The sequence below is a fragment of the Haloferax sp. S1W genome, from assembly GCF_044593955.1.
Lineage (GTDB): Archaea > Halobacteriota > Halobacteria > Halobacteriales > Haloferacaceae > Haloferax.
The window spans coordinates 1,286,844-1,311,531 of the sequence record NZ_CP172595.1 but is presented as its reverse complement, the minus strand read 5'-3'; the positions used below and the strand labels follow the sequence as shown (position 1 = coordinate 1,311,531).

The following is a 24,688-nucleotide window of genomic DNA, read 5'->3' as shown; positions in this document are numbered from 1 at the left end:
CGTCTCAGTCGGCGACCAACTCTACTTCTTTCTTCTGTTCCGGAGACTGCTTCTCGCCGGTCAGCGGGTTTCGGCGCGCGATACGGCAGTCGAACGCCGGGTGTTCGCCGAAGTGCCGGATTATCATGTGTCGCCGCGACCCGGTGATACCGGTTCGACCGACATCTTCGGCCGTAAACGTCTCCGGCAACCGGTCGAACAATCGGCGCAGTTCCTCGAAACTCGTGAATACTTTCGCGTTGCCGGTCGAGTCGGCACCACGTCTGGAGACGACGTAACTGCCGTCTTGGCGGTACTCACCGGCCGTTCGGAAGAATTCACGTTTCTCAGTCAACGCCGACCCGATTGCGTCTTGCAAGTCAGAAGCGGCGTCTCGGGACAATTCACAGGTCTGGCCATCGATGGTGACGACGATGCGTTCGTCGTCGCTTTCGACGGTTACAGGGTTCTCATCACGGGAGAAGAACTCGATCAGGAGCGTGGGTACTCCGTGTCATACACACTGGTATTGCGGCCCACTGTAAAGAACTATCGACCGAGACAGGATTGGCCGAAGATGAGTCGGCGAGTCACCGAGATTGGTGAGAATATGACGATTCAGGATGAACCTACAGCAATCCGTCGTCAGTTGTCGTCGTTCCCGACTCAGACTGCGTGGTCGTCGCCGTAGTCGTCGGTGTTGGCGTCGGTGTCGGTGAGTCAGTCGGGGACGACGTGGTTTGTCCCTCTGCCGTCGTCGTTTGGGTGTCAGTCTCCGAAGCGGTAGTTGTCTGTCCGGTCTGACTCGTCTCGGTCGCCGTCTCGCCGTTTGCGGCAGTCGAATCACCCGTCTCGGAGTCGCCTTTGTTGCCGAAGATGTCCGTCTCGAAGGTTTTCTCGTAGGTCAGCGCGTCGAGCGGGACGGTGAACGTCGACCCAGCGGCGTCTATCTTCGCGTCGAACTCGATGCGGAGGTCGGTCGTCTGGTTGCGTTCGATGTGAGTCACCCACCACTCGTCGAGGTTCTCGTTGTCGATGTAGGTGGTCGCCTCGATGGTCTCTGTCGACTTCGCCGGGATGACGTACTCCGACTCGGTCGTTCCGTTTCCGACCGTCACGTCGTTCATCGAGATGCCGTATCCGAGTTCGGTGATTGCGACGGGGTACGACTTGGGGTTGTGGACGACGAACGTGAGGTCCAGTGCCGTCTGCTCTTCGGTGGTCTCTCCCCACTCGGCGCGCGTCTCGTTGATGTAGAGAACCGGGTCGGAGACAACCGGTGCGTCCGCGTTCACTTCACGCGTCTCCGTGGAGTTGAACGCCGACAAGAGGTCGGTGTCGATAGGCCGGGTTATCTCGGGTGCCTCGAACGACTGGCCGAGCGTCGAGGACGTGACCGTGGCGTTCACAGCGAGGTCCGTGTGCTCACCGTTCTGAATGTGCGAGACCCACCAGTCGGGGATACGTTCGTTTGCGAGCGTCGTCCGAAGGGGAATCGCGGTCGTTCCCTTCCCAATCGAGACGCCAGCTTTCGACCCATTGGCCATCCGGATGTCGTTCATCGACACCGAGTAATCGACCGAAATCCCGGAGAGGGTGGCCGAAATCGGGTTCGGGTTCGAGACCCGAACATCTGTCTCGATAACGGTCGCCGTCTCGTTGACGCCAGCGAATCGGTTGTCGATGCCATCGACGCTTGGCGCGCCGAGAATGCCCATCGCGTACGCACCACCGAGGCCACCGACCACGACGAGGAGTGCGACGAGTACGATTCGAATGCGTCCGCCCAGCACCGCAGATACGAATCCCATTGTACTGTTTCACACGAGTAGTAGTACAAAGGTCGAACGGCCGAAGACGACTTTGCTACGTGCCCGCACGACGCACACGGTGTCGAATGAACTAAGTGGGCACCCGCGAACCCGCCATTATGGAGACGAAGACGGTGAAATCGGACAAATCCATCGGCTTTGCAGCGCTCTTTAGTGTGCTCACGCTCGTCGGTGCTGGCTTGATGATCGGCGGACCGGACCAACTGACCAAGGCGCTTGGATTCGCCGTGGCTATCGCTGCCGCGTCCCTCGCTGTCGCGGGAGCCCACGCGTTCCAGTAGCGTCTCGACGGGTAATCGTTAAGAAGACTCATTCCCTAGGCGAGTCGAGGATGAACGAGTTTACCGACGAGGAAAAGCGCATTCTCACTTACCTCCAAGAGAGTGTCAGCCGCGGAGAAAGCTACTTCCGCGCGAAGAACATCGCAGAGGCCATCGGTCTGACGGCGAAGCAGGTCGGCGTGCGCCTGCCGCGACTCGCAGAGAAGTCCGACGATGTGGAAATCGAAAAGTGGGGTCGCGCCCGCTCGACGACGTGGCGTGTCACCCTCAGCTAGGTCGATTCCGCGGTTTTTTACTCCGGAGTGACGTGGGTACCCCATGACCGTCCGCGTGAAACGAACGTTCGAATTCGACGCCCCCGGCGAGCGCGTGTGGGAGTTTATCTCGGACCCTGCAAAGCGAGCAGGCGCGATAAGCGTGGTCGATCGGTTCGACATCGCCGACGACGGGCGGCACGCGACGTGGTATCTCGAACTGCCGATTCCACTCGTCCGCTCGACAGTCACGGTCGAAACCGAGGACGTCGACGTTGACCCGCCCACCCACGTCCGGTTTGTCGGCCGGTCGCGCGTCATGCACGTCTCTGGCGAGCATACTATCGAATCAGACGACGACAGTAGCTGTCGGTTGGTAAACGAGTTCGTCGTCGACGGTCGTCTGCCGGGCGTCGAGAGGTTCTTCGAGCGAAATCTCGACCGCGAACTTCGGAACCTCGAAGCGGCACTCAGACAAGACCTCGAAGCGACCGCGTGAGGCCGTATCACGCCCCGAGAACCCACGAGACGCGAGTTCTCACCCGGCATACGACGGGGTGTTGCGGTGGGTTTATCAACGCGCACTCCTAACCGACAGTCGCCGACGCAATAGGCGCTTTTCTCGCCAGACGTCGGCGACTCCACATCCGCCGCACCCGCCGCAACGTATCGGGGTCCGTTGTGGCATCCAACGACGTGGCCACGTCGTTTCTCGCCCCCAGGCCCGGTGGGGGCGTTCCCACCCTCGTCTCACCTCACCTCGCCAACGGGTGACCTGAGACCACAGGGCTTCCTCCTCCGCCCTTTCGCTGGTGTTCACTCGTCCAGCGCCGCTGCTCGCTGGCGTCTCTTGTGTCTCAGCGTTGGCACTCGCGTTACCCGGCGTCGCCACTCACGTTCGAGCGTCGAAGAATGAAAATGCGGGGCCGCAGTGAGCGTGGTGGTTACTCGTCTTTGGTCTTGATGTCCGCAGAGAGTCCCTGCGCCATGCGGATTTCCTTCGAGTTGTTGAGCGTCCACGCGGTGCGCTCGGTGACTGCTTCGATGATTTCACGGGCCGACGGGTAGCCGTTGCCGGACTTCTTCACGCCGCCGAACGGGAGGTGGACTTCCGCACCGATACACGGGAGGTTCCCGTAGGCGAGACCAACTTCCGCGTGGTCGCGGTAGTAGTTGATCTGGCGGTAGTCCTCGGAGATGATGGCACCGGCGAGACCGTACTCGGTGTCGTTCTGAATATCGACTGCCTCTTCGATGTCACCGGAGTACTTCAGGAGCGCAACGTGGGGGCCGAAGACCTCCTCGTGCGTACAGCGGAGGTCTTCCTTGGCGTCCGCCTCGTAGACGAACGGACCGACCCAGTGGCCGTCTTCGTGACCCTCGGGAATCTCGTCGTCGTCGAGTTCCGTGCGGTCGACGAGGACGTTCACGCCTTCCTTCTTTGCGAGTTCGGCGTAGCTTCGGACCTTGTCGAGGTGACCGTCCTCGATGAGCGGGCCCATGAAGGTGTCTTCGCGGAGCGGGTCGCCGACGGAGACGTCCTTTGCGAGTTCGACGAAGCGCTCTTTGAACTCGTCGTAGACTTCCTCGTGGACGACGATGCGCTCCGAGGAGACACAGCGCTGGCCGGTCGTCTTGAACGAGGACATCACAGCAGAGTGGACGGCAACGTCGAGGTCCGCCTTCTCCGTGATGACGATGTTGTTCTTGCCACCCATCTCACACGCGGCGAGCGTGCCGGGTTGCTGAGCGACCTTCGCGGCGACTTCGTGGCCGACTTCGGCGGACCCCGTAAAGAGGACCGTGTCGGTGCGCTCGTCGTCGACGATGGCGGCACCGGTGTCGCCGAAGCCCTGCACCATGTTGAACACGCCGTCCGGGATGCCAGCGTCTTCGAACATCTCGGCGATAATCTGACCACACCACGGGGTCTGCTCGGCGGGCTTCCAGACGACCGTGTTGCCCTCGACGAGCGCGACGGCCATGTGCCAGAACGGAATTGCGACCGGGAAGTTCCACGGAGTGATACAGCCGACGACGCCGCGGGGCTTGCGGCGCATGTACGCGTCCTTACTCGGGATTTCGCTCGGGATAACGTCGCCCTTGGGGTGGCGGGCGTCGCCCGCGGCCCATTCGACCATGTGGTAGGCCTCGATGACGTCGGCGCGGCCTTCGGAAATCTCCTTGCCACACTCTTTCGTCACGATTTCTGCGAGTTCCTCGGTTCGCTCACGCAGTTCGTGGTAGATGTCCCAGAGGTACTCCGCGCGGTCGATGTGAGAGAGTTCGCGCCACTCGTCGAACGCTTCGTCGGCCGCCTCCATGGCCACGTCGATGTCTTCCGGTGTTCCGCGTCGGAACGTCGCCAGCGTCTCACCAGTCGCCGGGTTCTCGCTTTCGAACGTTTCCTCACCGCTTCCGTCTACCCATTCGCCGTTGATATAGTGCTGATATACGTTCTGCGCCATAGTGGTGATATTTGCGGAACTTACATTAATAACCCCGTCACCGCCCATGGGAGGGAAGCGTTTTCTAGTATGATGTATTATCATCACAATTCGAAGACTATCCGGTTTTCCTCCCATAGACAATGACTTACATCCCCACGTACAATGCGTCCCTATGAGCGAGCGCATGGCAGGGCAAGGCACGCGCCTGACGCTCGACCTCTGGCATCCAAACTGTTGGGCGATAGAGGCGACAAACGAGCACAACGGCGGCATACTGGCACACGCAATCTACGACGCACCGACCGCGGGAGTCGAACGGGCAAACGGGCTTTTCACGGCGTATGGCGACTCAGTCGACGAAGTCGAGATGCTACTCGACGCCATTGCCGACTCCGAGTTGACAGGCGACGTACTCGAACTGCAAGAGCGATTCGACCCCCGCGGCCGACGCGTTGCACCGGGGTCGGTCGCACGCGAGTTCTTCCTCGAATACGACCCGAGTGACATGATTTGTCCGCGGCTCCTCGAACAGGGGTTCGTCCACAGCGCGCCCACGCAGATAGAAAGCGGTCGCGAAACGTGGCAAGTCTGGTTCGCAGGAGAGCGGAGCGAAATTCAGGGTCGCATCGATGCGGTGATGGACTGCACCGACGCCGACATTCGCGTCGATTCCATCTCCTCGACAGAAGGGGCTGAACCAGAGCGTGGACGTCGATTAGACACGCTCACGCGGAGTCAACGCAAGGCGTTCGAACTCGCCCGCGACGAGGGATACTACCGCTGGCCGCGCGAGATATCGACGCGAGAACTCGCCGCAGAGATGGACATTTCGAAGACGACGCTACTCGAACACCTTCGGAAAGCGGAGGCGAAGTTACTGGACCCCCAGTAAGAACGCGCGTCTCGATTAGAGGCCGGTGACCGCGCGGAGCGCGAACAGCGCATTTTCCTTGCGCTCACGGACGCGGCGGTAGAAGTACTGGAACCACTTGTCACCGTAGGGGACGTACTGCCACATCTCGACCCCGTCAGCAACGATATCGCGCTGTGCGTCCTCGCGGACACCCATGAGCATCTGGACCTCGTACGGCGTGCCGTACTGGTCGTGCAGGTCGTGGGCGTAGGACAACATCGCGGGGTCGTGGCTCCCGACTGCGATACCGTCGTCGAACTCGGTGAACATGTATTCGAGCAGGTTGCGGTACACCTCGTCGACTTTCGCCTTCTTCTTGTAGGCGACGGAGGCCGGTTCGTTGTACGCGCCTTTGACGAGACGGACCTTCCCGGGGACGGCCGCCAACCGTTCGAGGTCGTCGGGCGTGCGCTTCAGGTTCGCCTGCACACAGACGCCGACGTTGCCGTCAGTCTGGTGGCCGAGGTCGTCGACAGCGTCGAGCGTCACGTCAGTTGTCGTATAGTCTTCCATGTCGACCCACGTGAACACGCCTTCTTCGTTCGCCGCCTCGACGATACGGTCGAGGTTCTCGCGGAAGACGTCGTCGCCCACGTCGAGTCCAATCTGTGACGGCTTCACAGAGATGCAACCGTCGAGGTCCGTCGCGCCGAGTTGCTGTACGAGAGAGACGTACGCGTCTGCGTCCGCGTCCGCGCCGGGCCGGTTTTCATAGTGTTCTCCGAGCAGGTTCAGAATGCCAGAAATACCGTCACGGTTCAGCGACTCGACGTGCGAGAGGGCATCGTCGGCCGTCTCACCCGCCACGAAGTTATTCGCGATGGGGGGTATCATCGAGTCGGTCTAATTTGAGTGTAAGCCTAAAGGGGGACCCTACCAAATTATTCTGCATAGAAAGTCACGAATCAAAACACAAAAACGCCCGACTCACTGCGGTTTCAACGGTCACCGACCATGGACGGTTACAGGTATATTTACGACAATCGTTGAGGATTCTGTGTTATGGGACACCAAGACATAGACCGTAGAACGCTACTGAAGCTGTCTGGACTCTCACTCGTGGGAGCAACAGCAGGATGTCTGGAGAGCGACGAAGAAACCACCACGACCACCGAAGCAGGCGGCGGTGGCGGTGGCGACGAAGAGACGACGACCGCAAGCGACGACGGCGGAAGCACGTCTTCCTACACCATCGGCATGGTCGACTCGCTCACGGGGTCGCTCGCACCGTACGGTGAGCGGAACACCCGCGGTCGCAAGCTCGCAGTCGAGTCCGTCAACGAAGTCGGAATCGGCGACGACGGTGCCTCGCTCAACATCGCCGTCGAGGACGATGAGAGTACGAACCAGGGCGGCGTCAGCGCAGCGCAGAAGCTCGTCAACCAGAACGACGTTCCGCTTCTCATCGGGTCTGTCGGGTCCGGCGTCTCCATCGCCGTCCACGACAGCGTCACGAAGGACGCAGGCGTCGTCCAAATTAGCCAGAACAGTACCAGTCCCGAACTGACCTCGCGTCCGGAACTGCTCCGCATGAGCCCGTCCGGGGCGGCGAAGGGGGAGGCACTCGCCAAACTCGTAAGCGACGACGGCCACGACACCGTCGCTGTCACGTGGATTAACAACGACTACGGGACCGGCCTGTCCGACGTGTTCGCCGAGACGTTCGAATCCAAATTCGGCGGCACCGTCGCCTACAACCAGCCCCACGACCAGGGCCAGTCGTCCTACAGTGGTATCCTCACGGAGATGGCGTCGACGGACGCCTCCGCGTGGGTGTACATCACCTACGCGAACGAGTTCACCGTGATGGCGAACGAAGGGTTCGACCAGGGGTACAACACGCAGGTCGACTACTACGGTGCCGAGTCGACTATCGCTGACTCCATCGTCAAGAACACGCCGGAAGGTAGCATGGACGGCATGAAGGGCATCACAGAGAGCGCCCCGAAAGGCCAAGAGAACTACCAGAACTTCGTCTCCGCGTTCCAATCGGCCTACGACACGACGCCGACGGTGTGGTCTGCGTACGCCTACGACGCCGTCACCGTCGCCGCGCTCGCTATCGAGGCCGCTGGCGAATTCACGAGGGACGCACTCTCCGAAGTCGTTCGCGACGTGACCCGCCCAGAGGGCGAAGAAGTGTTCAACTTCGAGGAAGCCGCTGCGATCCTCCGCGACGGTGGCTCGCCGAGCGACATCAACTACCAGGGTGTCAGTGGCCCAGTCGACCTCGACGAGAACGGCGACCCGCCGGGCTTCTACCAGGTCTACAACGTTTCGAACCACAGCTACGAATTCGGCGACTACATCACCAGCTAGACATGCACGTAGGGACCGCGCGCCAATTGGCTGCTAGGGGGGTGGAGCCGTGATTCCGCTCCAGATTAGCCCCTTCCAGTACATCGTCAACGGCGTGGTGTTTTCGAGCATCATCGTGCTCGCTGCCATCGGCCTGTCGTTAGTCTACAGCATCGCCGACTTCGCGAACTTCGCCCACGGCGACCTGATGACCGTCGGGGCGTTCTCCGGGTTGTTTTCGGTGGCAGTCTTCCGACCCATGCTCGGCGATATGGGCCTGTTCGGCCTCCCGCTGTGGTTCTTCCTCGCACTCGTGTTCGGGATGGTCGCCGCAGCAGTCATCGCCGTCGTCACCGACCGCATCATCTATCGCCCGATGAAAGACTCCGGGTCTATCGGGCTCCTCATCACGAGTATCGGTGTGGCGCTCGTCTATCGGGCGTTGATTTTCCTGTCGTTCGGGTCCGACGCCGAGCGGTACGGCGTCGCTCGGCAGGGACCAGTTCCGTGGATTCGCGAGTCGCTCGGCGTCGCAGTCACGCCGCGGAACCTCGTCGTCGTCTTCCTCGCGACGGTTCTTGTGGTGGGCCTACACCTGACGCTCACCCGGACGACCCTCGGCCGGAAAATGCGCGCCACGGCGGACAACGCGGAACTCGCACGCGTCAGCGGGATTCGAACCCGCGAGGTCATCATCGCTATGTGGCTCATCGGCGGTGCACTCGCCGCCGCGGGCGGTGTCTTCCTCGGTCTGGAAGAACTCGTCCGGCCGCGCATGGGCTTCGACATCCTGCTCATCGTGTTCGCTGCCGTCATCCTCGGCGGTATCGGGTCGGTCTACGGCGCGATGCTCGGCGGCCTCGTCATCGGGATGGTCCACGAACTCGTCCCCCTGTTCAACCAGTGGGGCATCATCCCGGTCGGGTCGCGGTACGCCGCTGCAGTTGCATTCGTCATCATGGTCGCAATCTTGCTCGTCAAACCGAGCGGAATCGTAGGTGAGAGCGGATGAGCGTTGCAACCTGGGTGAACGACACCATCATGCGTGACCCGAGCGAGCGGCGCATCTTCGCGTCGCTCGCCGTCATCACGGCGCTCCTCGTCGTCGGCGTCTTCGCTGGCGTCATCGGCCCGCGATTCCTGCTGTTCCAGATTGCACTGGTCGGCATGTACGCGCTGCTCTCACTGGGCCTCAACGTCCAGTGGGGGTACGCGGGCCTCATCAACTTCAGCGTGGCTGCTTTCTGGGGGCTCGGTGCCTACAGCGCCGCGCTGTTGACCGCGCCGAACTCGCCGCTCGGACTGGGTCTCCACCCGGTCTTTGGCTTCGTCGCGGCCATCGTCGTGAGCGCGCTCGTTGCGATACTCATCGGCATTCCGACGCTGCGCCTGCGCGAGGACTACCTCGCAATCGCCAGTCTCGGACTGGCGGAGGTCATCCGCCTCATCATCCTGAACGAACGCCAGTGGACCGCAGGGTCCAGCGGTATCAGCGGTATCCCGACGCTCCTGTCGTGGTTGCCGCTGACCGACGCCGCGACGACGGCGAGCATCATCGTCGTCCTCCTCGCGCTGGTATACTTGTTCCTCCGGCGCATCCACCGGTCGCCGTGGGGCCGTGTCCTCAGGACGATTCGGTCCGACGAGGACCTCGCGAAGGCGCTCGGGAAAGACACCTACCGGTTCAAGATGCAAGCGTTCGTCGTCGGCAGCGTCGTCATGGCCATCGCCGGCGCGTTCTACTCGCATCTGAACCTCTACATCGACCCCTCTGACCTCGTCCCCCTGACGACGTTCTACATCTGGATTGCCGTCATCCTCGGCGGGACCGGGTCGAACCGCGGGGCGGTCGTCGGTGCGGCCGTCGTCATCGCCATCCGCGAGGGGACGCGGTTCCTCAACGACATTGCCTTCATCGGCAATCTCGGACTCGACGTGGCACCGCTTCGCTTGCTGTTCGTCGGCGCCCTCATCATCCTCATCATGCGCTACCGGCAGGATGGGCTTCTCCCACCGAAGGACGAACTCATCTGGCCGTCCGCACAGAGGGAGGCGGCTGCCGCGAAACGCGGTGCTGCTGCGTCAGACGGAGGTGTCGTCACAGACGGCACCACGTCGGGCGGACCGTCAGACGGAGGTGAGAACCAATGAGCAAAAACGGCGTCTACGAGGGCGCACACCTCGGAAAGACCGACCCGGTGTTGAAAACCAGAGGACTCGAGAAGGCGTTCGGCGGTCTCGTCGCCACCGACGACGTGTCCATCGAAGTCGAACGCGGAACCATCACGGGGATGATTGGCCCGAACGGCGCGGGGAAGTCCACGCTGTTCAACCTCATCTCCGGGTTCTACGAGGCCGACGCCGGAAGCGTGCACGTCAACGAGACCGACGTGAGCGACATGTCTCCCCCCGAACGCGCCCACGAAGGACTCGTCCGCACGTTCCAGACACCGCGTCGCCTCGAAGGGATGAGCGTCCGCGAAGCGATGCTCGTCGGCCCCGGTCCACAGACCGGCGAGTCGATTCTCCCGCTTTTCTTCTCGGCTGACGACGTGACCCGAGAAGAACGGGCGAACCTCGAACAGGCCGAGGAGTTGCTCGAACGCTTCGAAATCAGCCACCTCATCGACCAGCCATCGACGGAACTCTCGGGCGGGCAACTGAAACTCGTCGAGTTGGCACGGGCGTTCACGACGAACCCCGACATCCTGCTTCTCGACGAACCGGTCGCAGGTGTTAACCCGACGCTCGCAAACGACATCAAGCGGTTCATCCGCGAACTCAACGATGAAGGTCAGACCTTCCTCATCATCGAACACGACATGCCATTCATCATGGACCTCGCCGACCCCATCATCGTCCTCGACCAGGGGCGAGTACTGATGGAAGGCTCGCCGAAGGAGGTTCGCACGGACGACCGCGTTATCGAGGCGTACCTCGGAGGTGCTGGCCCATGACGGAGCGAGCACTCGACGTGAGCGGCGTCGACAGCGGGTACGGAGAAGTACAGGTCCTCCGCGACCTCAATCTCCACCTCGACTCGGACGAAATCGTCTGTATCATCGGCCCGAACGGGGCCGGGAAGTCGACGGTTCTCAAGACCGTCTTCGGCCTCCTGAAACCGTGGACCGGGTCGGTAAACCTCGCCGGGAAGGATATCTCCGGCGAGGACCCAGCGGACCTCGTCCGAATCGGCATGGGCTACGTCCCGCAGGTCGACAACGTGTTCTCGTCGCTCACTATCGAGGAGAACCTCCGGATGGGTGGCGTCGCCCGCCCCAAGGGGCTCGACGAGCGAATTGCCGAACTGTACGACCAGTTCCCGATTCTCGACGAGAAGCGGACCGCGAAGGCGAAGACGCTCTCGGGCGGCCAACGGCAGGTGCTCGCGTTCGCGCGTGCGCTCGTCATGGAACCCGAAGTGCTTCTCATCGACGAGCCGTCCGCCGGTCTCGCGCCGAACATCGTGCAGTCGGTGTTCGAAGACGTACAGAAAGTGAACGAACTCGGCACAGCGGTCCTGATGGTCGAACAGAACGCCCGCGAGGGGCTGGCCATCTCCGACCGTGGCTACGTCCTCGACCAGGGGACAGTCGCCTACGAGGGTGACGCCGACGGCCTCCTCGACGACCCCGAAGTCTCGCGCCTCTACATGGGTGGTGCGGACTACGAAGGCGTCGAAGACCTGTAAGAGGCGCACCCCACCGCCGACTCGTCGTTTTGCTTTTTGCAATTCGCGTGGTCGACGCCAACGAGGCGTCAGGACGCGTGTTTCTCTATCTGCCCTTTGAGCGCCGCGGCGTCGAAGTCGTGGTCGGGACGGATGTTGACGAAGTCGAGGAAATCGACCGCGTCGAGCAGCGCGTCTGCTCCGTACGATTCTGCGGCGGCGTCGACCGCTTCCTTCGGTCCGATGAGTGGTTCCAGCGCAGCGAGTGCGCACGCGAGGTCGTACGACCGGGCGTCGTGCATCCCCGCGTCGTTGACGTTCGTCGCGTCGATGAAGTAGATGCCATCGTCGCGGACGAGGACGTTCTCGGCTCGGAGGTCGCCGTGAGCGAGGTGGTTGTCGTGCATCTGACGGAGCGACGCGAACAGTTCTGGCGCGAGCGAGACGGCCTCGTCTCGGGGTGCCGAATCGAGGGTGTGGAAGTGCGGGAGATATTCGAGGACGAGGACGCCGAGTCCATCGACTTCGAAGGCCTCGACCGGTGCTGGTGCCTGCAAGCCGATGTCCCGGAGATGTTTCGTCGCTTCGAGTTCGTGTTCGGCCATCTGCAGGGGCGTCCCGAAGTGCTCGAAGAACCCTTCCGTGCCGCTGGAGAACGCACCGAGGTTCCGCCCCGTGGTGAAAACCGAGTGGACAATGGAGTTCTGCCGTGAGATGACTTTCACGAACCACTCGTCGTTGACGACCATCGGGGTCGAAAGCCAGTTGTCTGCCTCCAGAAAACGAATGTAGAGAGTGTCGCGGTCGTATCGCCGTGCGAGTTCGCGGGCGACCGCCTCCAGACGAGGCCACCCGACACGACCGCGGACGAGCTGGCGGAGGTCCATGCACCCTCGTAAGACGAGGGGTGGCTTAACCTCGTGGGCTATTCGTCGTCTTGTCTGACCGTCAATACGGGGACCGACGACCCGCGGACGACGCGCTCTGCGACGCTTCCGAGCAGGTATCTATCCAGTCCGCTGCGGCCGTGGGTCCCCATCACCACGAGGTCGATATCGTCGTGGTCGGCGTGGTCGAGGATGACGCTCGCGGGCGTGCCCTCGGAAACGGTCGTCTCGACAGTGACACCCGATTCTCGTGCCTTACTCGCGACGCGTTCGAGCACCTCGTTCCCGCTATCGAGCAGCGCCTGCCGAATTCGGTCGCCCGAGATGGCTGGTGCGGCGTGGCCGACATCGCGAACGTCGGCGACGTAGAGGGCGTGGATTGTCGCGTCGTACTGCTGGGCGTGCTCGATGGCGTGGCCGAGCGCCTCGTCGGCGCAGTCGCTGCCGTCGGTGGGAAAGAGGATGTGGTTGTACATACACTATCTCCGTGGCGACACCAAAAGAGACGTTTGGCTGTTCCCGTGGACTGGGACCGAACCGGGAGACGGGACTTCATTCGGCCGCAGCCCACCAACCGCGACGAATTCTACATGGTCGTTCGATTACTTTATGTCTCGCACCGCGAAAATTGCCAGCATGGATTTCGACATTCCGGACGAACACCGGATGATTCGCGACACCGTTCGCGAATTCTGTGAAGAGGAGATTGCGCCAATCGCACAGGATATCGAGGACGAACACCGTTTCCCGCAGGAGATTTTCGACCAACTGGCCGAACTGGACGTGATGGGCGTCCCCGTCGACGCTGCGTACGGTGGACTCGGCGGCGACCAACTGATGTACGCACTTGTCGTGGAAGAACTCGGCCGCGTCTCCGGTGGTATCGGCCTCTCGTACGCCGCGCACGTCAGCCTCGCCTCGAAGCCGCTCGACATGTTCGGGACGCCCGAACAGAAAGAAAAGTGGCTCCGCCCACTCGCAACGGGCGAACACATGGGCGCGTGGGCGCTCACCGAACCGGGTTCGGGAAGCGACGCGAGTAACATGGATACCACCGCCGAGCGCGAGGGTGACGGCTACGTCCTCAACGGCACGAAGCAGTTCATCACGAACGCAAACGTCGCGGGGTCAGTGCTGGTGAAAGCCGTCACCGAACCCGGTGCGGGATACGACGGCATCTCCACGTTCATCGTCGACCCGGAGAACGACGACGGCTTCGAGGTGACGACGGTGTGGGACAAACTCGGTCTCAACTGCTCGCCGACCTGCGAACTCTCGTTCGACGACTGCTGGATTCCGGAGGACCGCCTCCTCGGCGAGGAAGGCAACGGCTGGAAGCAGACGATGAAGACGCTGGACGGTGGACGCATCTCCATCGCGGCGCTGTCGGTCGGTCTCGCACAGGGTGCGTACGACCATGCGAAGAAGTACGCTGGCGAACGCGAGCAGTTCGGCCAGCCCATCTCCGAGTTCGACGCGATTCGCGACAAACTCGTCTCGATGTACCGCAAGACCGAGCGCGCACGCCTGCTCACCCACAAGGCGGCGACGAAGTACGACCAGGGCGAGCGCGTCTCGCTTGAATCCGCGCTTGCGAAGTTAGACGGCAGTGAAGCGGCCCGCGAAGTCGCCGAAGACGCAGTGCAGGTCCTCGGCGGATACGGGTACACGACGGACTTCGCCCCGCAGCGGTTCTACCGCGACGCGAAGCTCATGGAAATCGGTGAGGGGACGAGCGAGATACAGCACCTCGTTATCGGCCGAAACCTCGGCATCTAACCAGCGCAGACGAGAAATTACTCTTCTTCCATCGACGCCAGCCGAAGCACGTACGAGAGGCTCTGGACGTGGTCTTCTTCGGTCGGCGCGTCTTCGAAGTCCATCGGAACGGTAAACGAGAGAATCCGTTCGCGAATCGTTTCGTAGGCATCGTCGCCGACCCACCCGATTTCTCGGTAGTACGAGAGCATCTCGAGTGACCCGCGGCCGCCGAGTCGCTCTACGAGGTGGACACACCAGTCGAGAAGTACCTGTTCTGCACTCGGTGTGTGAGGTATCGAGTCGAGGTACGGCCGACCGTCGGATGCGACTTCCGCCGTCGCAGCCAACAGCCGTTCGTAGGCGACATCGTGCCACTCCCTGTCGACCGGTGCGTCGACCCAATCGAACTCCGCCGGGTTCCGTCCGTGGGCGGCGTGGCGAAGCTCGTTGACGTTGTATTTGCGTGGGTCGAGCGGCATACAAAGATGGGTGTGCGTTTCTCCAAATTAAGCGTTCGGGCTACCGCGAGAACGGAGTCACCCGTGATATTTTGGGGTACATCACTCAGACGTGATGGTTTTGAAAGGAAAATCGCCACCCGTGACCGGATTCACACAGTATCAGTTTTGATAACGGGGGCGAACTGCTTAAGTCACACTCTAGAGACACCTTCCATACCGTCCCGATGTGAGACGCATCGGACCCGAAACCGGACCAGACACACATATGCATCGCACGACCCACCCATGACTACTCTCGGACAGTCGCCGTTTTTGTATGCACTGTTCGCCTCTGGGGTACTCGCAGGAGTCGTCACAGTCGTCGTGTTAGGCCGGTTTCGCCTCTACTCTCGCCGCGTCCGAATTCCGTTTGCCCTCCTTTCTCTGTCCGGCGCGCTCTGGGTAACTGCGTACGGGTTTCAGTTACTCTCACAGTCTTCCGGAGGGGAACTATTCTACGCGCGCATCGCCTGGATTGGTGCGGCCACGCTGCCGACGTTTTGGCTCGTCTTCACGCTCGTCTACGCTGGCGAAGACCAACTCCTGACCCGCCGGATGGTCGCGTTTCTGGCGGTCGAACCGGCGGTCGCTATCGCCCTCGCACTGACGAGTACGTCTCACGGGCTGTTCGTCCCGCCGGACTTCCTCCGCGCGGGTACGCTGGCCAAGCTCATCAACGATGCCGACCCGCTTTTCGTCGGCCACGCTATCTACGTCGGTGCTGCCTCGGTCATCGGGGTGAGCGTCATCGGAAAGACGTTCCTGAGCAGTGATGGCGTTCACCGACGGCAGGCCGCGGTTCTCACGGGCACGGCGTTGCTCCCGCTTTTCGCCTTTGCGTGGGAGTTGTTCTGGCAACCGGGACTGCCGGTCGATTCTGTCCCGCTGTCGCTCGGTATCAGCGCCAGTGTGATACTGTGGGCGCTGTTTCGGTACCGACTGTTCGACGTGACTCCCATCGCCCGCGACGCAATCATCTCCGAGATGCGGGACGCCGTCGTCGTCCTCGACGACCACGAGCGGGTCGTCGAGTCGAACGGGTCGGCAACGTCTATTCTCAGGTTACCTGCGGCCGAGTGTATCGGTCGTCCCGTCCTCGACGTGATAAAACAGCCTGACGTAGTCCGTGAGGTCCTCGACGGCCGCGACCGGGTGGAGACAGCAGTCGGCGAAGGGACCGACAAACGCTATTACGAAGTTCGCTCCGGGTCGGTCAACGAACAGTCTCAGAACCGGGCGAAGTTGCTCGTGTTCCACGACGTGACCGACCGACGGCAGACCGAAGAGGAGTTTCGCGCTCTCATCGAGAACTCCCGCGACATCATTACCGTCCTCAACGAAGAGGGGATTCGGCGGTACACGAGTCCGTCCGTCAAAGACGTGCTCGGGTACTGCCCCGAATCACTCGTCGACGAGTCGGTTTTCCCACTCGTCCACCCTGACGACCGGGAGCAGACGCGCGAAGACTTCCAGCAGGTCATCGAGGGCGACTCTCCCGTTCGTTCCGAGTTTCGGGTTCGCCACAAAAACGGGACATGGCGACGGTTCGAGACGGTCGGCGTCAACCTCCTCGACGACCCTGCGGTCAACGGTATCGTTCTCAACTCCCGCGACGTGACCAACCGCTATCGGTACGAACAACGCCTCCGGGTGCTCAACCGGGTGTTGCGGCACGACCTGCGCAACGACATGAACGTCATCCTCGGGCACGCAGACCTGCTTCTCGACAAGCGCATTCCCGCAGAGTCGAAAGACCACGCCCGGACGATAAAGCGAAAGGCGTCGTCACTGGTCGAACTGGGCGAACAGACCCGCCACATCGACACCACGCTCAACCGGGGGACCGCCGAACTCGAACAGGTCGAAGTCATCCGGCGAATTGAGAAGGAACTCGACGGCGTCGAAGCGAACTACCCGCAGGCAATCGTTCGCCGCGACCTGCCCGACGAACAGTGGGTCTACGCCGACGACCTCGTCGGGTCGGCCATCAAGAACCTCATCGACAACGCCATCGAGCACAACGACCGGGTGCTTCCCGAGGTGAGCGTCTTCGTCGAACCGGCATCACCCTCCGGCGACTTCGTCGAAATTCACATCGAGGACAACGGTCCCGGCATTCCCGACGCCGAACTCTCGGTCCTCGAATCCGGAACCGAGACGCCGCTACAGCACATCAGTGGGCTTGGTCTGTGGCTCGTTCGGTGGATTGTCGACCGGTCGCAGGGCCGACTCCGGTTCGTCGAAAACGAGCCCAGAGGCACGGTTGCTATCGTCAGTCTACGGAGTGTAGACGGAACCGCAAAGGCTGCTGAACCGGCGACTGTCGAGTCTGACTAACCGGAAAAAGCGGTGTCGGCGGTCCGTTCTCCTCAGGAATTATTCGCCAATCGCGACGCGATGCGGTACGCGCCTTCGGCCGCGGCCAGGTCGGAGCGCTCGGCGGCGACTGCCTCGATGTCGCGTCCGAGTTCCTCGCTCAGACGGGCTTCGAACTCGTCGACCAGCCCGGGGATACACGACATCCCGCCCGTGAGGACGATTGGTCGCGAGAGCGCGAGTTGGTACGGCTTCATGTGGGCGTTGGCGAGTTCCGAGAGGAAGTTGTTGGCGAGTTCGTCGATGACCTGGTCGAGGTAGTCGTCGAGCGGTTCCATGACGCTCCGCTCGATGGTGAACTCGTGAGAGCCGCCGCCCGGTTGTTGGATGATGTCGGTGAACGCCTCGAACGAGTCGAAGTCGGCGTGTTCTTCTTTGTACTCCCGAGCGGTAGTGAGGTCGATGTTGACGCGGCCCTGCGTCTCTTCTTCGACCGCGTTCGCGATTTGGCGGTCCACCTCGTTTCCGGTTGCCGCACCGGAGACGAACGGGGAGAGCTGTTCGCCGTGCCGGTAGGCGCACGCTTCGAGGTTCGTCGACCCGAGGTTGACGGCGATAAATATCTCGTCGATGGCTTCGAGGTTCTCGCCCGTCGCGGGGATTGCACCGCAGAGCGACTCCGGGAAGCTTCGGACGAGTTCACCGCCGATGCTGCTTCCCTCGATAACGTCGTTGAGATTCGAGAGACCACGCGCGTTGTCGATAGTCGGGATGGCGTACACCACGGCGCTGTCTTCGGGGAGGTCACGACTGTGACAGAGTTCCTCGAAGAACTGCTTCGTGAGGTCCGCCCTGTCGGCGTCTTCCGGAAGTCCAGAGCGGAGCATGAACTGTACGCGGTCCGGGTACTGCCGGGCCGCTTCTTCGCCGTACAGCACTCGCTGGTCGCCAGTGAGTGCATCTTCGTACGTCGCGAGGCAGGTAAGCGTCCTCACCGTCTCGACACCGCCGTTTTCGTCCGGGTATGCGAGAACGGTACGGGTGCTCCCGAGTTTTACACCGATGGGGACCGGTCCACCGTCAGTGTCGAATGCATCAGATTGTTCAGACTCGTCTGCCATACGTTATCACCCAGACGCAACTGCCAAAGATGTATCGGTGAGTGATAATATGTCAAAGTAGTAACTATAGGTTTGAATGACACTTGACCCGGACTCAGAAACTAGACCATCGACGCGAGTCGTGCGACGTAGACCAGGCTGAGGAGGTGGTCGTCGACGTCGAGTTCGGTCGGGTCCTCGACGTCTGCGGAGAAGCCAAGCAGGTAGTCACGGAGTTTTTCTTCTACATCAGGTGTGAGCCATCCGACAGTCTGGTAGTACTGCAATGCGTCCATAGCGCGCTTGAAGCCGCCTTTGAGGACGAGGAATTCGAGCCAGTCGAAGACGACGCGCTCGGCTCCGTACTTGTCGGGAAGCGACCGGAGATACGGCTTCGTAACACTGTCGTCTTCGCTGCGCGACTGGTGGAGAAGCAACTGTTCGAGTTGACTCGAACGGAGCGCCTCCGACGCCGGTTTTCGGCTTCGGTCGAAGAGTGGATTGTCGAATCGGAATGGGCTACGGCTGTCTAGCCGGTTTTCGTTCCCGTTTCGGGAACGATGCGTATCACGGGCGATGCGTCGGAGTTCGTGCGCGTCGTAGTCGTCCGGGTCCAAGTACATAGAGTCACCTCGTACGGCGACGGTACGACCCCCAAGTCCCCCGACTCGGGTTGGATGGCGCAACGCGCCGTCCGTGGTGTCACACGCGTTCGTCGTACCGTGTCGTTTACCCGATTCGAAGGCGGTGATATAAAATTACCCGAACTACTATCGGATGTGATAATCGGGTTGGTGGGATGGACATTGGTCAGGTTGATGGAGACGATAGTTGAGTGATGGCTAATCGTTAGTTGGGTCGGGAACGCGTCAGTCGAGTAGACGCTGTGTATTCCCACCCTGACGCCCTCGCGGCCCGTTACTCTGCCTCGTCGTGAACATCCCCACCATCCGCTGCAGGAGCCTCCTCGACATTGGCTGGGGCCTCCTCGGCGTTGGTCGGGGCCTCCTCGACGTTGGCCGGAGTCTCTTCGGCTTTGTCCGAGTCAAGTTCCGGTCGGGATGACTCGGACTGCACGGCTTCCGCTGTGCTGACCTCGAACCGACCGAGCATCTGTGCGAGTTCCCGCGTCTCGTCGGTCAAAGACCGAACGTGTCCCGTGACCTCGGTGAGCGTGGCCGTCTGTTCTTCGGCCGCCGCGGAGACTGAAGACGACTCGCTCGTCACTTCCTCCGAGATGTTCGCAACCTCGTCGGTTAGCGCAAGCACGTCCTGTGAACTCTCTGCTTGCCCGCCAGTCGCATCGGAGATTTCCTGTACACTCGCGTGCTGGTCTTCGACGTGGGCTACCACGTCGTCGAGGGCGGCAAGTGCCTGCTCGACATCCTCGGTTCCTGACTCGACTTCCGCTTCCATCGAGGACACCCGGTCGATGACAGTTGCCCGCTGCGCGTCGAGTTCCTCGACGTGGGCGGATATCTCCTCGGCGGAGGCTTTCGTCTCTTCGGCGAGTTGCTTGACTTCGTTCGCAACGACGGCGAATCCGTCTCCCGCCTCGCCTGCCCGCGCCGCCTCGATGTTGGCGTTGAGTGCGAGGAGACTGGTCTGGTCGGCCACGTCGCGGATGAGTTCGACGACTTCGTCGATTTCGTCGATGCGACTCGCCAGTTGGTTCACCTCGGAGACGGTCTCTGAAGTTTCGTCTCTGATAGTGTCGAGACCAGAGAGCGCGGCAGTCGCAGCAGTTGCACCCTCGTCTCCGCGGTCGGCAGTCTTCCGAGAGAGGGTCGCAAGTTCGTCGGCCGACGCGGCAATCTGCTCGATGGACGCTGAAAGTGCGTTTACCTCCTCGGAGATGCGACGGAGTTCGTCGGTCTGGTCGGCCGCACCGGCCGAGATTTGCTCAATGGAGGTCGAGACTTCCTGACTCGCAGCGTTGACCTGTTCGGCGCTCGCCGCAACCTCTTCGCTCAGGTCTGCAACGTCGTCGGCAAACGCCCCTGTCTTGGAAATCGTCGCTTCGAGTTCGTCCATCGTGTTGTTGTACTCCACTGCGAGCGTCGCGAGCACGTCGCTCTCGACTGCTTCGTCCATCCGACTGGTCAGGTCGCCCTCGGCGGCGCGTTCGAGGACGCTTCGGTGTCGCCGCGCGATGTCCTTTCGAGCGACGAGGTCCGCTCGAATCGCCGTCACGCCGTCGATAACTGCCCCGAACTCGTCGCGGCGGTCGGCGTCGAGTGCGACGTCGGTCCGCCCCTCGCGAATCGCGGTCACGCTCCGCGCGAGTGCGTCGAGCGGCCGAACCGTGATTCGGTGAAGGACGACCCCGACCGTGCTCAACGAGAGAATCGCGATGCCGACGATGAGAAGGACGTGCCCACCGACTGTCCGTTGTAAGGCGTAAGCGCTGGCGGTCGGCGCGTGAACGAGGACGATTGCATCGGCGTCCGCGGGTGCGTAGGCGACGAGGTGACGCGTCTCGACGACGCTGTTAGCCCCGCGTTCGACCACGCCGGACTTCCCGCTCGCCGCCGCGTCGATGAACGAGGCGTTTTGGTCGGCGTACGTGGTGCTCGTGTCGGCCTCGCGACCGTCGAAAAAGACCGTGCCGTCGGGGGAGACGACCTGCACGAACGCGCCGTCGATTGCAGTCGTGAAAGTCGAACTGAGCGACGAAACCTCCGCCGTGACGACGAGTGCCCGCGACTGTCGCCTGTCGACCTTCGACGCGAAGGCGATGACTTTCGTCCCGTCGCGGTTCCGGTACGGAGTCGAAGTCAAGACCGTGTCTCCGAAACTCGACCCGACGTCGGAGACGAGTGTCGTGTCGTCCCACGGAGTCGTCCCGATCGCATCTTCATTCGAACTCGCGACGACGGACCCGGTTCTCGTATCGACGTAGTGGAGAGAGACGTACCCGAGCGGGAGTTTCGCCAGTTCGTCGCGAAGAATAGAATTGAGCGTCTTCGGGTCTTCGACCTCGTATATGGAGTACGCAGAGAGCAATCGCGCCGTCTCCCTGTGTTGTTCCATCCACGTCTGTAGCTGTGTCGCCTGTAGTTCGGCCGTCTGAGCGACATCTCGCTGTACGCTCTCTTGGACTTGCGTCGCCGTCGACTGGTACTCGAACGCAGCGAACCCCGCGAACAACAGGAGTACCACGATGAACGCTGCGGCGAGTTTGCGGGCGTAGCTTTCTTCGACCCACGACGGAACGAGCGACGAGATAGATGACGTGACGCGTCCGGTCGCGTCTGTGATTGATACCGGGACGAGATTGAATGCTTTCTCGCGCACGCGCGCGAGCGTTTGCTTGGGCATGCCATACCGTTACTCAATACAGAGTAAAAGATTGGCATTCGAATATCAAAGTAGATATTCAGACACTACTGCAGAGGGTACAATATACGCGATAGTGGCACGTCACAGCCCAGATACTAGCGGTGTTACAGGATAGAAAATCAAGAAGAATAGCAGGAGTCGACCGACCGTTCGCCTCGGTTCTGGAAGCTCCTCAGAGCGTCTGGTCGCCGGTTTTGGCGCTCCGAACGCGAAGGTTACCCGTCTCGCCGTCGAGTTCGAGCGACCGCCCGTGTGAGCCGCCGACGTCCTCTGCGACAATGTCGATGCCGTGTTTTTCGAGCGTCTTTCGCGCCGTGTCGACGTTTCGCTCACCGATTGACTTCCCACCGTCTGTCGACGCGAAATCGAACATTGCGCTTCCGCCCGCGAGTTTCGCGACGATACGTGAGGTGTCAGCGCCGGCAGTTCGCATTTCGGTGAGGAGTGACTCAATGCCCGTGTCAGCGAACTTCGCCGGGTCGCCGTCGCCGTCGGACTCCGGAAGCATCGCGTGAGCGAGTCCGGAAATGCCCGCCTCGGGGTCGTGCAGGGCGACACCGATACAGGAACCGAGACCGCTTGTCGTCAACGTATTTCCGTCAGTAGCGGCGGCGTAATCCGCGATTCCCACTTTGATTCGAGCCGAATGGACGGACGTGGTGTCCGTGGTGTAGACTTGCATACTTGGGGTGCCTCTGCGGCAGTTTCAAACCGCGGGTGAGAGTTGCTTGAGCGCCTTTCTGAGCTCCTCTTCGTTGGGGAGCGCGTAGATGTCGCAGGTAAACTCGTCGTCGTCCGTTCGGATGGTCGAGTCGATGAGGAATGCGTACTCCTGTGACTGTGCGAGGTCAGTCGCGAGCGGGTCGACGATAGCCGACCCGATATCGTGGACGTGCGTCGGGGGCGAGATGTCGATGGTCGTCCCGAGCGCGTTTGCCCATCCATCGAGGAAGCCCGACGTGACGATGTTCCCGATTTCCTGAATTGCGCTCTGTCGCATCGCTTCGTCCCCCTCCATGCCCGGAAGGAGGGAACTCGCTATGTTGTCCGCAGACGGTTCGTCGAACAGGATGGCGATGTAGCCACTCGGCGTCCCGGAGAACTCCAAGACAACACCTCGACGGACGGAATCCGTCAACGACATCGGGACTCCCTCGATTGGCACGAAGCTCATCCGGCTCACTTCGACAGTCGTGTCGATGCCGGTCATCGCGGTGATGTCTGCCGACGCCTGATTCGCGCCGTCCGAAATCATCTCGGAGAACGCGGCGAACGATTGGACCGGAAGTGCGCCTTTCTGGCCGCTAGCTTCGACAATCGTCCCGATGGACTCGGGTGACGGCACCATGTAGAGGTCGAACTCGATTGCGTCATCCGCGGCCTCCAGTTGGTTGCGGAACACGAGGATGTGTTCGTTGTCACCTTCGTGTTCGAAGCCGTCGGATTCGAGGTCCGCCAGTGGGCCGTCGCTGTTGTCGTCTACGTAGGTGGGCGTCGTGATGTCGATAGACGTGTTGAGGTAGTCGGCCCACCCGTCGATGAACCCGCCCAGCATGATGTTCGCGACTTCTTTCAGACTGCTCGTCGCGAGTTCGCTGCCCGTCTCGGCACCCTCCATACCCGGCATCAGCGCGTCGACGAGACGCTCGGCTGATTCGGGAGAGAACGCGAGAACGGTCCGTCCTTCGAGGCCGCCGCTGAACCCGATGTGAACGCTCACGAGTTCCCGCTCGGAGAACTCCTGTTCGACATCGGTCTTCGTCCCAAGTTCGACCTTGGTGACGTTGACGTACGTGTCGATACCAGCGAGGGTCGTCATCGAGCTCGCGGCTTTCTCTGCGCCCGAGTGGGCAAGACGACTAAACGTTCGAAGCGACCGTACGTCGAGATTCATGCCTCTGCCTGGATGACATCCGCGATAGCCTGGAGGACGTTGGGTTTTTGGAACGGTTTGGTGATGTATCCGTCAGCACCCGCCTCGACAGCCTCGCGCATCTTCTCTTCTTGTCCAACCGACGTGCACATGATGACAGACGCGTTGGAGTCCAGAGATTTGATTTCTGAGGTCGCTTCGATGCCATTCCGAATCGGCATCACAACGTCCATTGTGACGACGTCGGGCTCGAGCTCACGGTAGAGTTCGACCGCTTCGACGCCGTTTTCGGCCTCGCCAACGACTTCGTGTTCACCCTCGAGAAGCTGCTTCAGGAGGTTCCGCATGAACGCAGAGTCGTCCACGACCAGTACCTTGCTTGCCATACCTCCCACTTTCCAAAAATCACACTATAAACCCTTCCACCCCATTATCAAGGCTGATACAACACTTAAGTCGGTGGCCGAGGACCCTCCTCTCGTCGGGCGATTGTGAGTAGTCGACAACAGAGAGAGTGCGTGAACGCGATTCGATTAGGGCGGGAACGATGCGCCCGATTCCTCGACGGCGTCCAGTAAGTCCCCGATTGAGTCGGTCCGGTCGAGACCGTGTGTCGCGGCGAGGGCTTCAATTGCGCGTCCGGGATACGTGACCTGCACCTCCGAGGCTAAAAGGAGGATTCCGAGCACTTCGTCCGGTGGTGTGCTGTCGCCGCCGACAGCGTCGGCGTACCACATCACGAGAGACCGGAAGACGTCGGTCACCTCGTTCGAGACCGATTCGTGTTGCTCGATGGACCCATCGACGAGTGCGGTGACAGCGAACGCGTGGTCCGCGTTGACCGCGCCGACGCGCTCTGCGATTAGCTTGCGCGCGAGAATGGCGCGTTTTCGTGGGTCTTTTGGGAGCGAAATCCCGCCTTTCTTGCGGGAAGTCGCATCTGATGTCTCCTCGGTGTCGGTGGCGTCGCGCTCGCCGTCCGCGGAGTGACCGTTCTCAGATTCGGAGGGGGATTCGGCGTCAGTCTCCGTGGCCGCGTCTTCGAGTTCTTCCGGGTCCGGAGGGGAGTTGTTGCCGGTTGCGATGACGTACCGCCCCGAGTCGATACGAGCGACACGCTCGTCGTGCTCAATATCGAGGTCTTCCGCGCCGACAACTCCCTGTTCACGCGGATGCTTTTCTGGACGCCCGTCGTCGGCCATCAGTGGAATGATGATACCGTGAAATATAAT

The 24,688-nt window shown here is 61.4% G+C and carries 25 protein-coding genes; 11 read left to right on the top strand and 14 right to left on the bottom strand.

Going from position 1 to position 24,688, the window contains the following annotated elements; translation table 11 throughout:
- Nucleotides 1-4: 4 nt before the first annotated feature.
- Together ACH9L7_RS06885 and ACH9L7_RS06880 are read right to left on the bottom strand one after the other, a co-directional pair.
- The gene (locus ACH9L7_RS06885) at nucleotides 5-382 is read right to left on the bottom strand and encodes a hypothetical protein (protein ID WP_396612982.1); all 378 of its coding nucleotides are present in this window, start codon (nucleotides 380-382) and stop codon (nucleotides 5-7) included.
- A 226-nt stretch (nucleotides 383-608) separates the two neighbouring features.
- Nucleotides 609-1,790 carry an LEA type 2 family protein gene (locus ACH9L7_RS06880; protein ID WP_396612981.1) on the bottom strand — a complete coding sequence of 394 codons (1,182 nt, stop codon included), beginning with the start codon at nucleotides 1,788-1,790 and terminating at the stop codon, nucleotides 609-611.
- Between the two features lie 119 nt (nucleotides 1,791-1,909).
- Between ACH9L7_RS06880 and ACH9L7_RS06875 the strand changes: the two genes are divergently transcribed.
- From ACH9L7_RS06875 to ACH9L7_RS06865, 3 genes are read left to right on the top strand one after another with little or no spacing between them, the layout of a single operon-like run.
- Nucleotides 1,910-2,092 carry a hypothetical protein gene (locus ACH9L7_RS06875; protein WP_396612980.1) on the top strand — a complete coding sequence of 61 codons (183 nt, stop codon included), beginning with the start codon at nucleotides 1,910-1,912 and terminating at the stop codon, nucleotides 2,090-2,092.
- A 50-nt stretch (nucleotides 2,093-2,142) separates the two neighbouring features.
- The gene (locus ACH9L7_RS06870; RefSeq protein ID WP_396612979.1) at nucleotides 2,143-2,367 is read left to right on the top strand and encodes a hypothetical protein; all 225 of its coding nucleotides are present in this window, start codon (nucleotides 2,143-2,145) and stop codon (nucleotides 2,365-2,367) included.
- A 43-nt stretch (nucleotides 2,368-2,410) separates the two neighbouring features.
- On the top strand, nucleotides 2,411-2,845 hold the full coding sequence (locus ACH9L7_RS06865; protein WP_396612978.1) for an SRPBCC family protein: 435 nt from the start codon (nucleotides 2,411-2,413) through the stop codon (nucleotides 2,843-2,845).
- Between the two features lie 445 nt (nucleotides 2,846-3,290).
- Here the strand turns inward: ACH9L7_RS06865 and ACH9L7_RS06860 are convergent, their stop codons facing one another.
- Nucleotides 3,291-4,814 carry an aldehyde dehydrogenase family protein gene (locus ACH9L7_RS06860; RefSeq protein ID WP_396612977.1) on the bottom strand — a complete coding sequence of 508 codons (1,524 nt, stop codon included), beginning with the start codon at nucleotides 4,812-4,814 and terminating at the stop codon, nucleotides 3,291-3,293.
- 154 nt (nucleotides 4,815-4,968) lie between these two features.
- On the opposite strand from ACH9L7_RS06860, the gene ACH9L7_RS06855 reads away from it, so the two are divergent.
- On the top strand, nucleotides 4,969-5,688 hold the full coding sequence (locus tag ACH9L7_RS06855; protein WP_396612976.1) for a helix-turn-helix domain-containing protein: 720 nt from the start codon (nucleotides 4,969-4,971) through the stop codon (nucleotides 5,686-5,688).
- A gap of 15 nt (nucleotides 5,689-5,703) precedes the next feature.
- Here the strand turns inward: ACH9L7_RS06855 and ACH9L7_RS06850 are convergent, their stop codons facing one another.
- Nucleotides 5,704-6,543, bottom strand: a complete 840-nt coding sequence (locus ACH9L7_RS06850; protein WP_396612975.1) for a proline dehydrogenase family protein — start codon at nucleotides 6,541-6,543, stop codon at nucleotides 5,704-5,706.
- 183 nt (nucleotides 6,544-6,726) lie between these two features.
- Here ACH9L7_RS06850 and ACH9L7_RS06845 point away from each other — a divergent pair, with 183 nt between their 5' ends.
- The 5 genes from ACH9L7_RS06845 to ACH9L7_RS06825 are packed head-to-tail and all read left to right on the top strand — an operon-like array spanning nucleotide 6,727 to nucleotide 11,698.
- Nucleotides 6,727-8,028: an ABC transporter substrate-binding protein gene (locus ACH9L7_RS06845; protein WP_396613236.1), complete on the top strand. Its 1,302-nt coding sequence runs from the start codon at nucleotides 6,727-6,729 to the stop codon at nucleotides 8,026-8,028.
- 49 nt (nucleotides 8,029-8,077) lie between these two features.
- Nucleotides 8,078-9,019: a branched-chain amino acid ABC transporter permease gene (locus ACH9L7_RS06840; protein WP_396612974.1), complete on the top strand. Its 942-nt coding sequence runs from the start codon at nucleotides 8,078-8,080 to the stop codon at nucleotides 9,017-9,019.
- Nucleotides 9,016-10,158, top strand: coding sequence for a branched-chain amino acid ABC transporter permease (locus tag ACH9L7_RS06835; protein WP_396612973.1), 1,143 nt, complete (start codon nucleotides 9,016-9,018; stop codon nucleotides 10,156-10,158). The genes ACH9L7_RS06840 and ACH9L7_RS06835 overlap by 4 nt, the downstream gene beginning before the upstream one ends.
- Nucleotides 10,155-10,964, top strand: a complete 810-nt coding sequence (locus ACH9L7_RS06830; protein WP_396612972.1) for an ABC transporter ATP-binding protein — start codon at nucleotides 10,155-10,157, stop codon at nucleotides 10,962-10,964. Before ACH9L7_RS06835 ends, ACH9L7_RS06830 begins: the two co-directional genes overlap by 4 nt.
- Complete coding sequence (locus tag ACH9L7_RS06825) at nucleotides 10,961-11,698, top strand: ABC transporter ATP-binding protein (RefSeq protein WP_396612971.1); 738 nt, start codon at nucleotides 10,961-10,963, stop codon at nucleotides 11,696-11,698. The genes ACH9L7_RS06830 and ACH9L7_RS06825 overlap by 4 nt, the downstream gene beginning before the upstream one ends.
- Nucleotides 11,699-11,766: 68 nt before the next feature.
- On the opposite strand, the gene ACH9L7_RS06820 is transcribed toward ACH9L7_RS06825, so the two are convergent.
- Both ACH9L7_RS06820 and ACH9L7_RS06815 read right to left on the bottom strand, forming a co-directional pair.
- Nucleotides 11,767-12,564: an RIO1 family regulatory kinase/ATPase gene (locus tag ACH9L7_RS06820; RefSeq protein WP_396612970.1), complete on the bottom strand. Its 798-nt coding sequence runs from the start codon at nucleotides 12,562-12,564 to the stop codon at nucleotides 11,767-11,769.
- 38 nt (nucleotides 12,565-12,602) lie between these two features.
- Nucleotides 12,603-13,040, bottom strand: coding sequence for a universal stress protein (locus ACH9L7_RS06815; protein ID WP_396612969.1), 438 nt, complete (start codon nucleotides 13,038-13,040; stop codon nucleotides 12,603-12,605).
- A gap of 160 nt (nucleotides 13,041-13,200) precedes the next feature.
- Between ACH9L7_RS06815 and ACH9L7_RS06810 the strand changes: the two genes are divergently transcribed.
- Nucleotides 13,201-14,343, top strand: a complete 1,143-nt coding sequence (locus tag ACH9L7_RS06810; protein WP_396612968.1) for an acyl-CoA dehydrogenase family protein — start codon at nucleotides 13,201-13,203, stop codon at nucleotides 14,341-14,343.
- A 17-nt stretch (nucleotides 14,344-14,360) separates the two neighbouring features.
- Here the strand turns inward: ACH9L7_RS06810 and ACH9L7_RS06805 are convergent, their stop codons facing one another.
- Nucleotides 14,361-14,804: a FlaD/FlaE family flagellar protein gene (locus tag ACH9L7_RS06805; RefSeq protein ID WP_396612967.1), complete on the bottom strand. Its 444-nt coding sequence runs from the start codon at nucleotides 14,802-14,804 to the stop codon at nucleotides 14,361-14,363.
- Between the two features lie 267 nt (nucleotides 14,805-15,071).
- On the opposite strand from ACH9L7_RS06805, the gene ACH9L7_RS06800 reads away from it, so the two are divergent.
- Nucleotides 15,072-17,162, top strand: a complete 2,091-nt coding sequence (locus tag ACH9L7_RS06800; RefSeq protein WP_396612966.1) for a histidine kinase N-terminal 7TM domain-containing protein — start codon at nucleotides 15,072-15,074, stop codon at nucleotides 17,160-17,162.
- A 32-nt stretch (nucleotides 17,163-17,194) separates the two neighbouring features.
- Here ACH9L7_RS06800 and ACH9L7_RS06795 read toward each other — a convergent pair whose 3' ends face one another.
- The 7 genes from ACH9L7_RS06795 to ACH9L7_RS06765 form a co-directional block, all read right to left on the bottom strand.
- Nucleotides 17,195-18,262 carry a hypothetical protein gene (locus ACH9L7_RS06795; protein ID WP_396612965.1) on the bottom strand — a complete coding sequence of 356 codons (1,068 nt, stop codon included), beginning with the start codon at nucleotides 18,260-18,262 and terminating at the stop codon, nucleotides 17,195-17,197.
- Between the two features lie 101 nt (nucleotides 18,263-18,363).
- Nucleotides 18,364-18,864 (bottom strand): FlaD/FlaE family flagellar protein, encoded by a 501-nt coding sequence (locus ACH9L7_RS06790; RefSeq protein ID WP_396612964.1) that lies wholly within the window; start codon nucleotides 18,862-18,864, stop codon nucleotides 18,364-18,366.
- A 295-nt stretch (nucleotides 18,865-19,159) separates the two neighbouring features.
- Complete coding sequence (locus ACH9L7_RS06785) at nucleotides 19,160-21,562, bottom strand: methyl-accepting chemotaxis protein (RefSeq protein ID WP_396612963.1); 2,403 nt, start codon at nucleotides 21,560-21,562, stop codon at nucleotides 19,160-19,162.
- A gap of 193 nt (nucleotides 21,563-21,755) precedes the next feature.
- Nucleotides 21,756-22,265 carry a chemotaxis protein CheD gene (locus ACH9L7_RS06780; protein WP_396612962.1) on the bottom strand — a complete coding sequence of 170 codons (510 nt, stop codon included), beginning with the start codon at nucleotides 22,263-22,265 and terminating at the stop codon, nucleotides 21,756-21,758.
- A gap of 24 nt (nucleotides 22,266-22,289) precedes the next feature.
- Nucleotides 22,290-23,477: a chemotaxis protein CheC gene (locus ACH9L7_RS06775; RefSeq protein WP_396612961.1), complete on the bottom strand. Its 1,188-nt coding sequence runs from the start codon at nucleotides 23,475-23,477 to the stop codon at nucleotides 22,290-22,292.
- The gene (gene cheY / locus ACH9L7_RS06770; protein WP_007539578.1) at nucleotides 23,474-23,842 is read right to left on the bottom strand and encodes a chemotaxis protein CheY; all 369 of its coding nucleotides are present in this window, start codon (nucleotides 23,840-23,842) and stop codon (nucleotides 23,474-23,476) included. The genes ACH9L7_RS06775 and cheY overlap by 4 nt, the downstream gene beginning before the upstream one ends.
- A gap of 147 nt (nucleotides 23,843-23,989) precedes the next feature.
- Nucleotides 23,990-24,658 carry a hypothetical protein gene (locus ACH9L7_RS06765; protein ID WP_396612960.1) on the bottom strand — a complete coding sequence of 223 codons (669 nt, stop codon included), beginning with the start codon at nucleotides 24,656-24,658 and terminating at the stop codon, nucleotides 23,990-23,992.
- Nucleotides 24,659-24,688 lie beyond the last annotated feature (30 nt).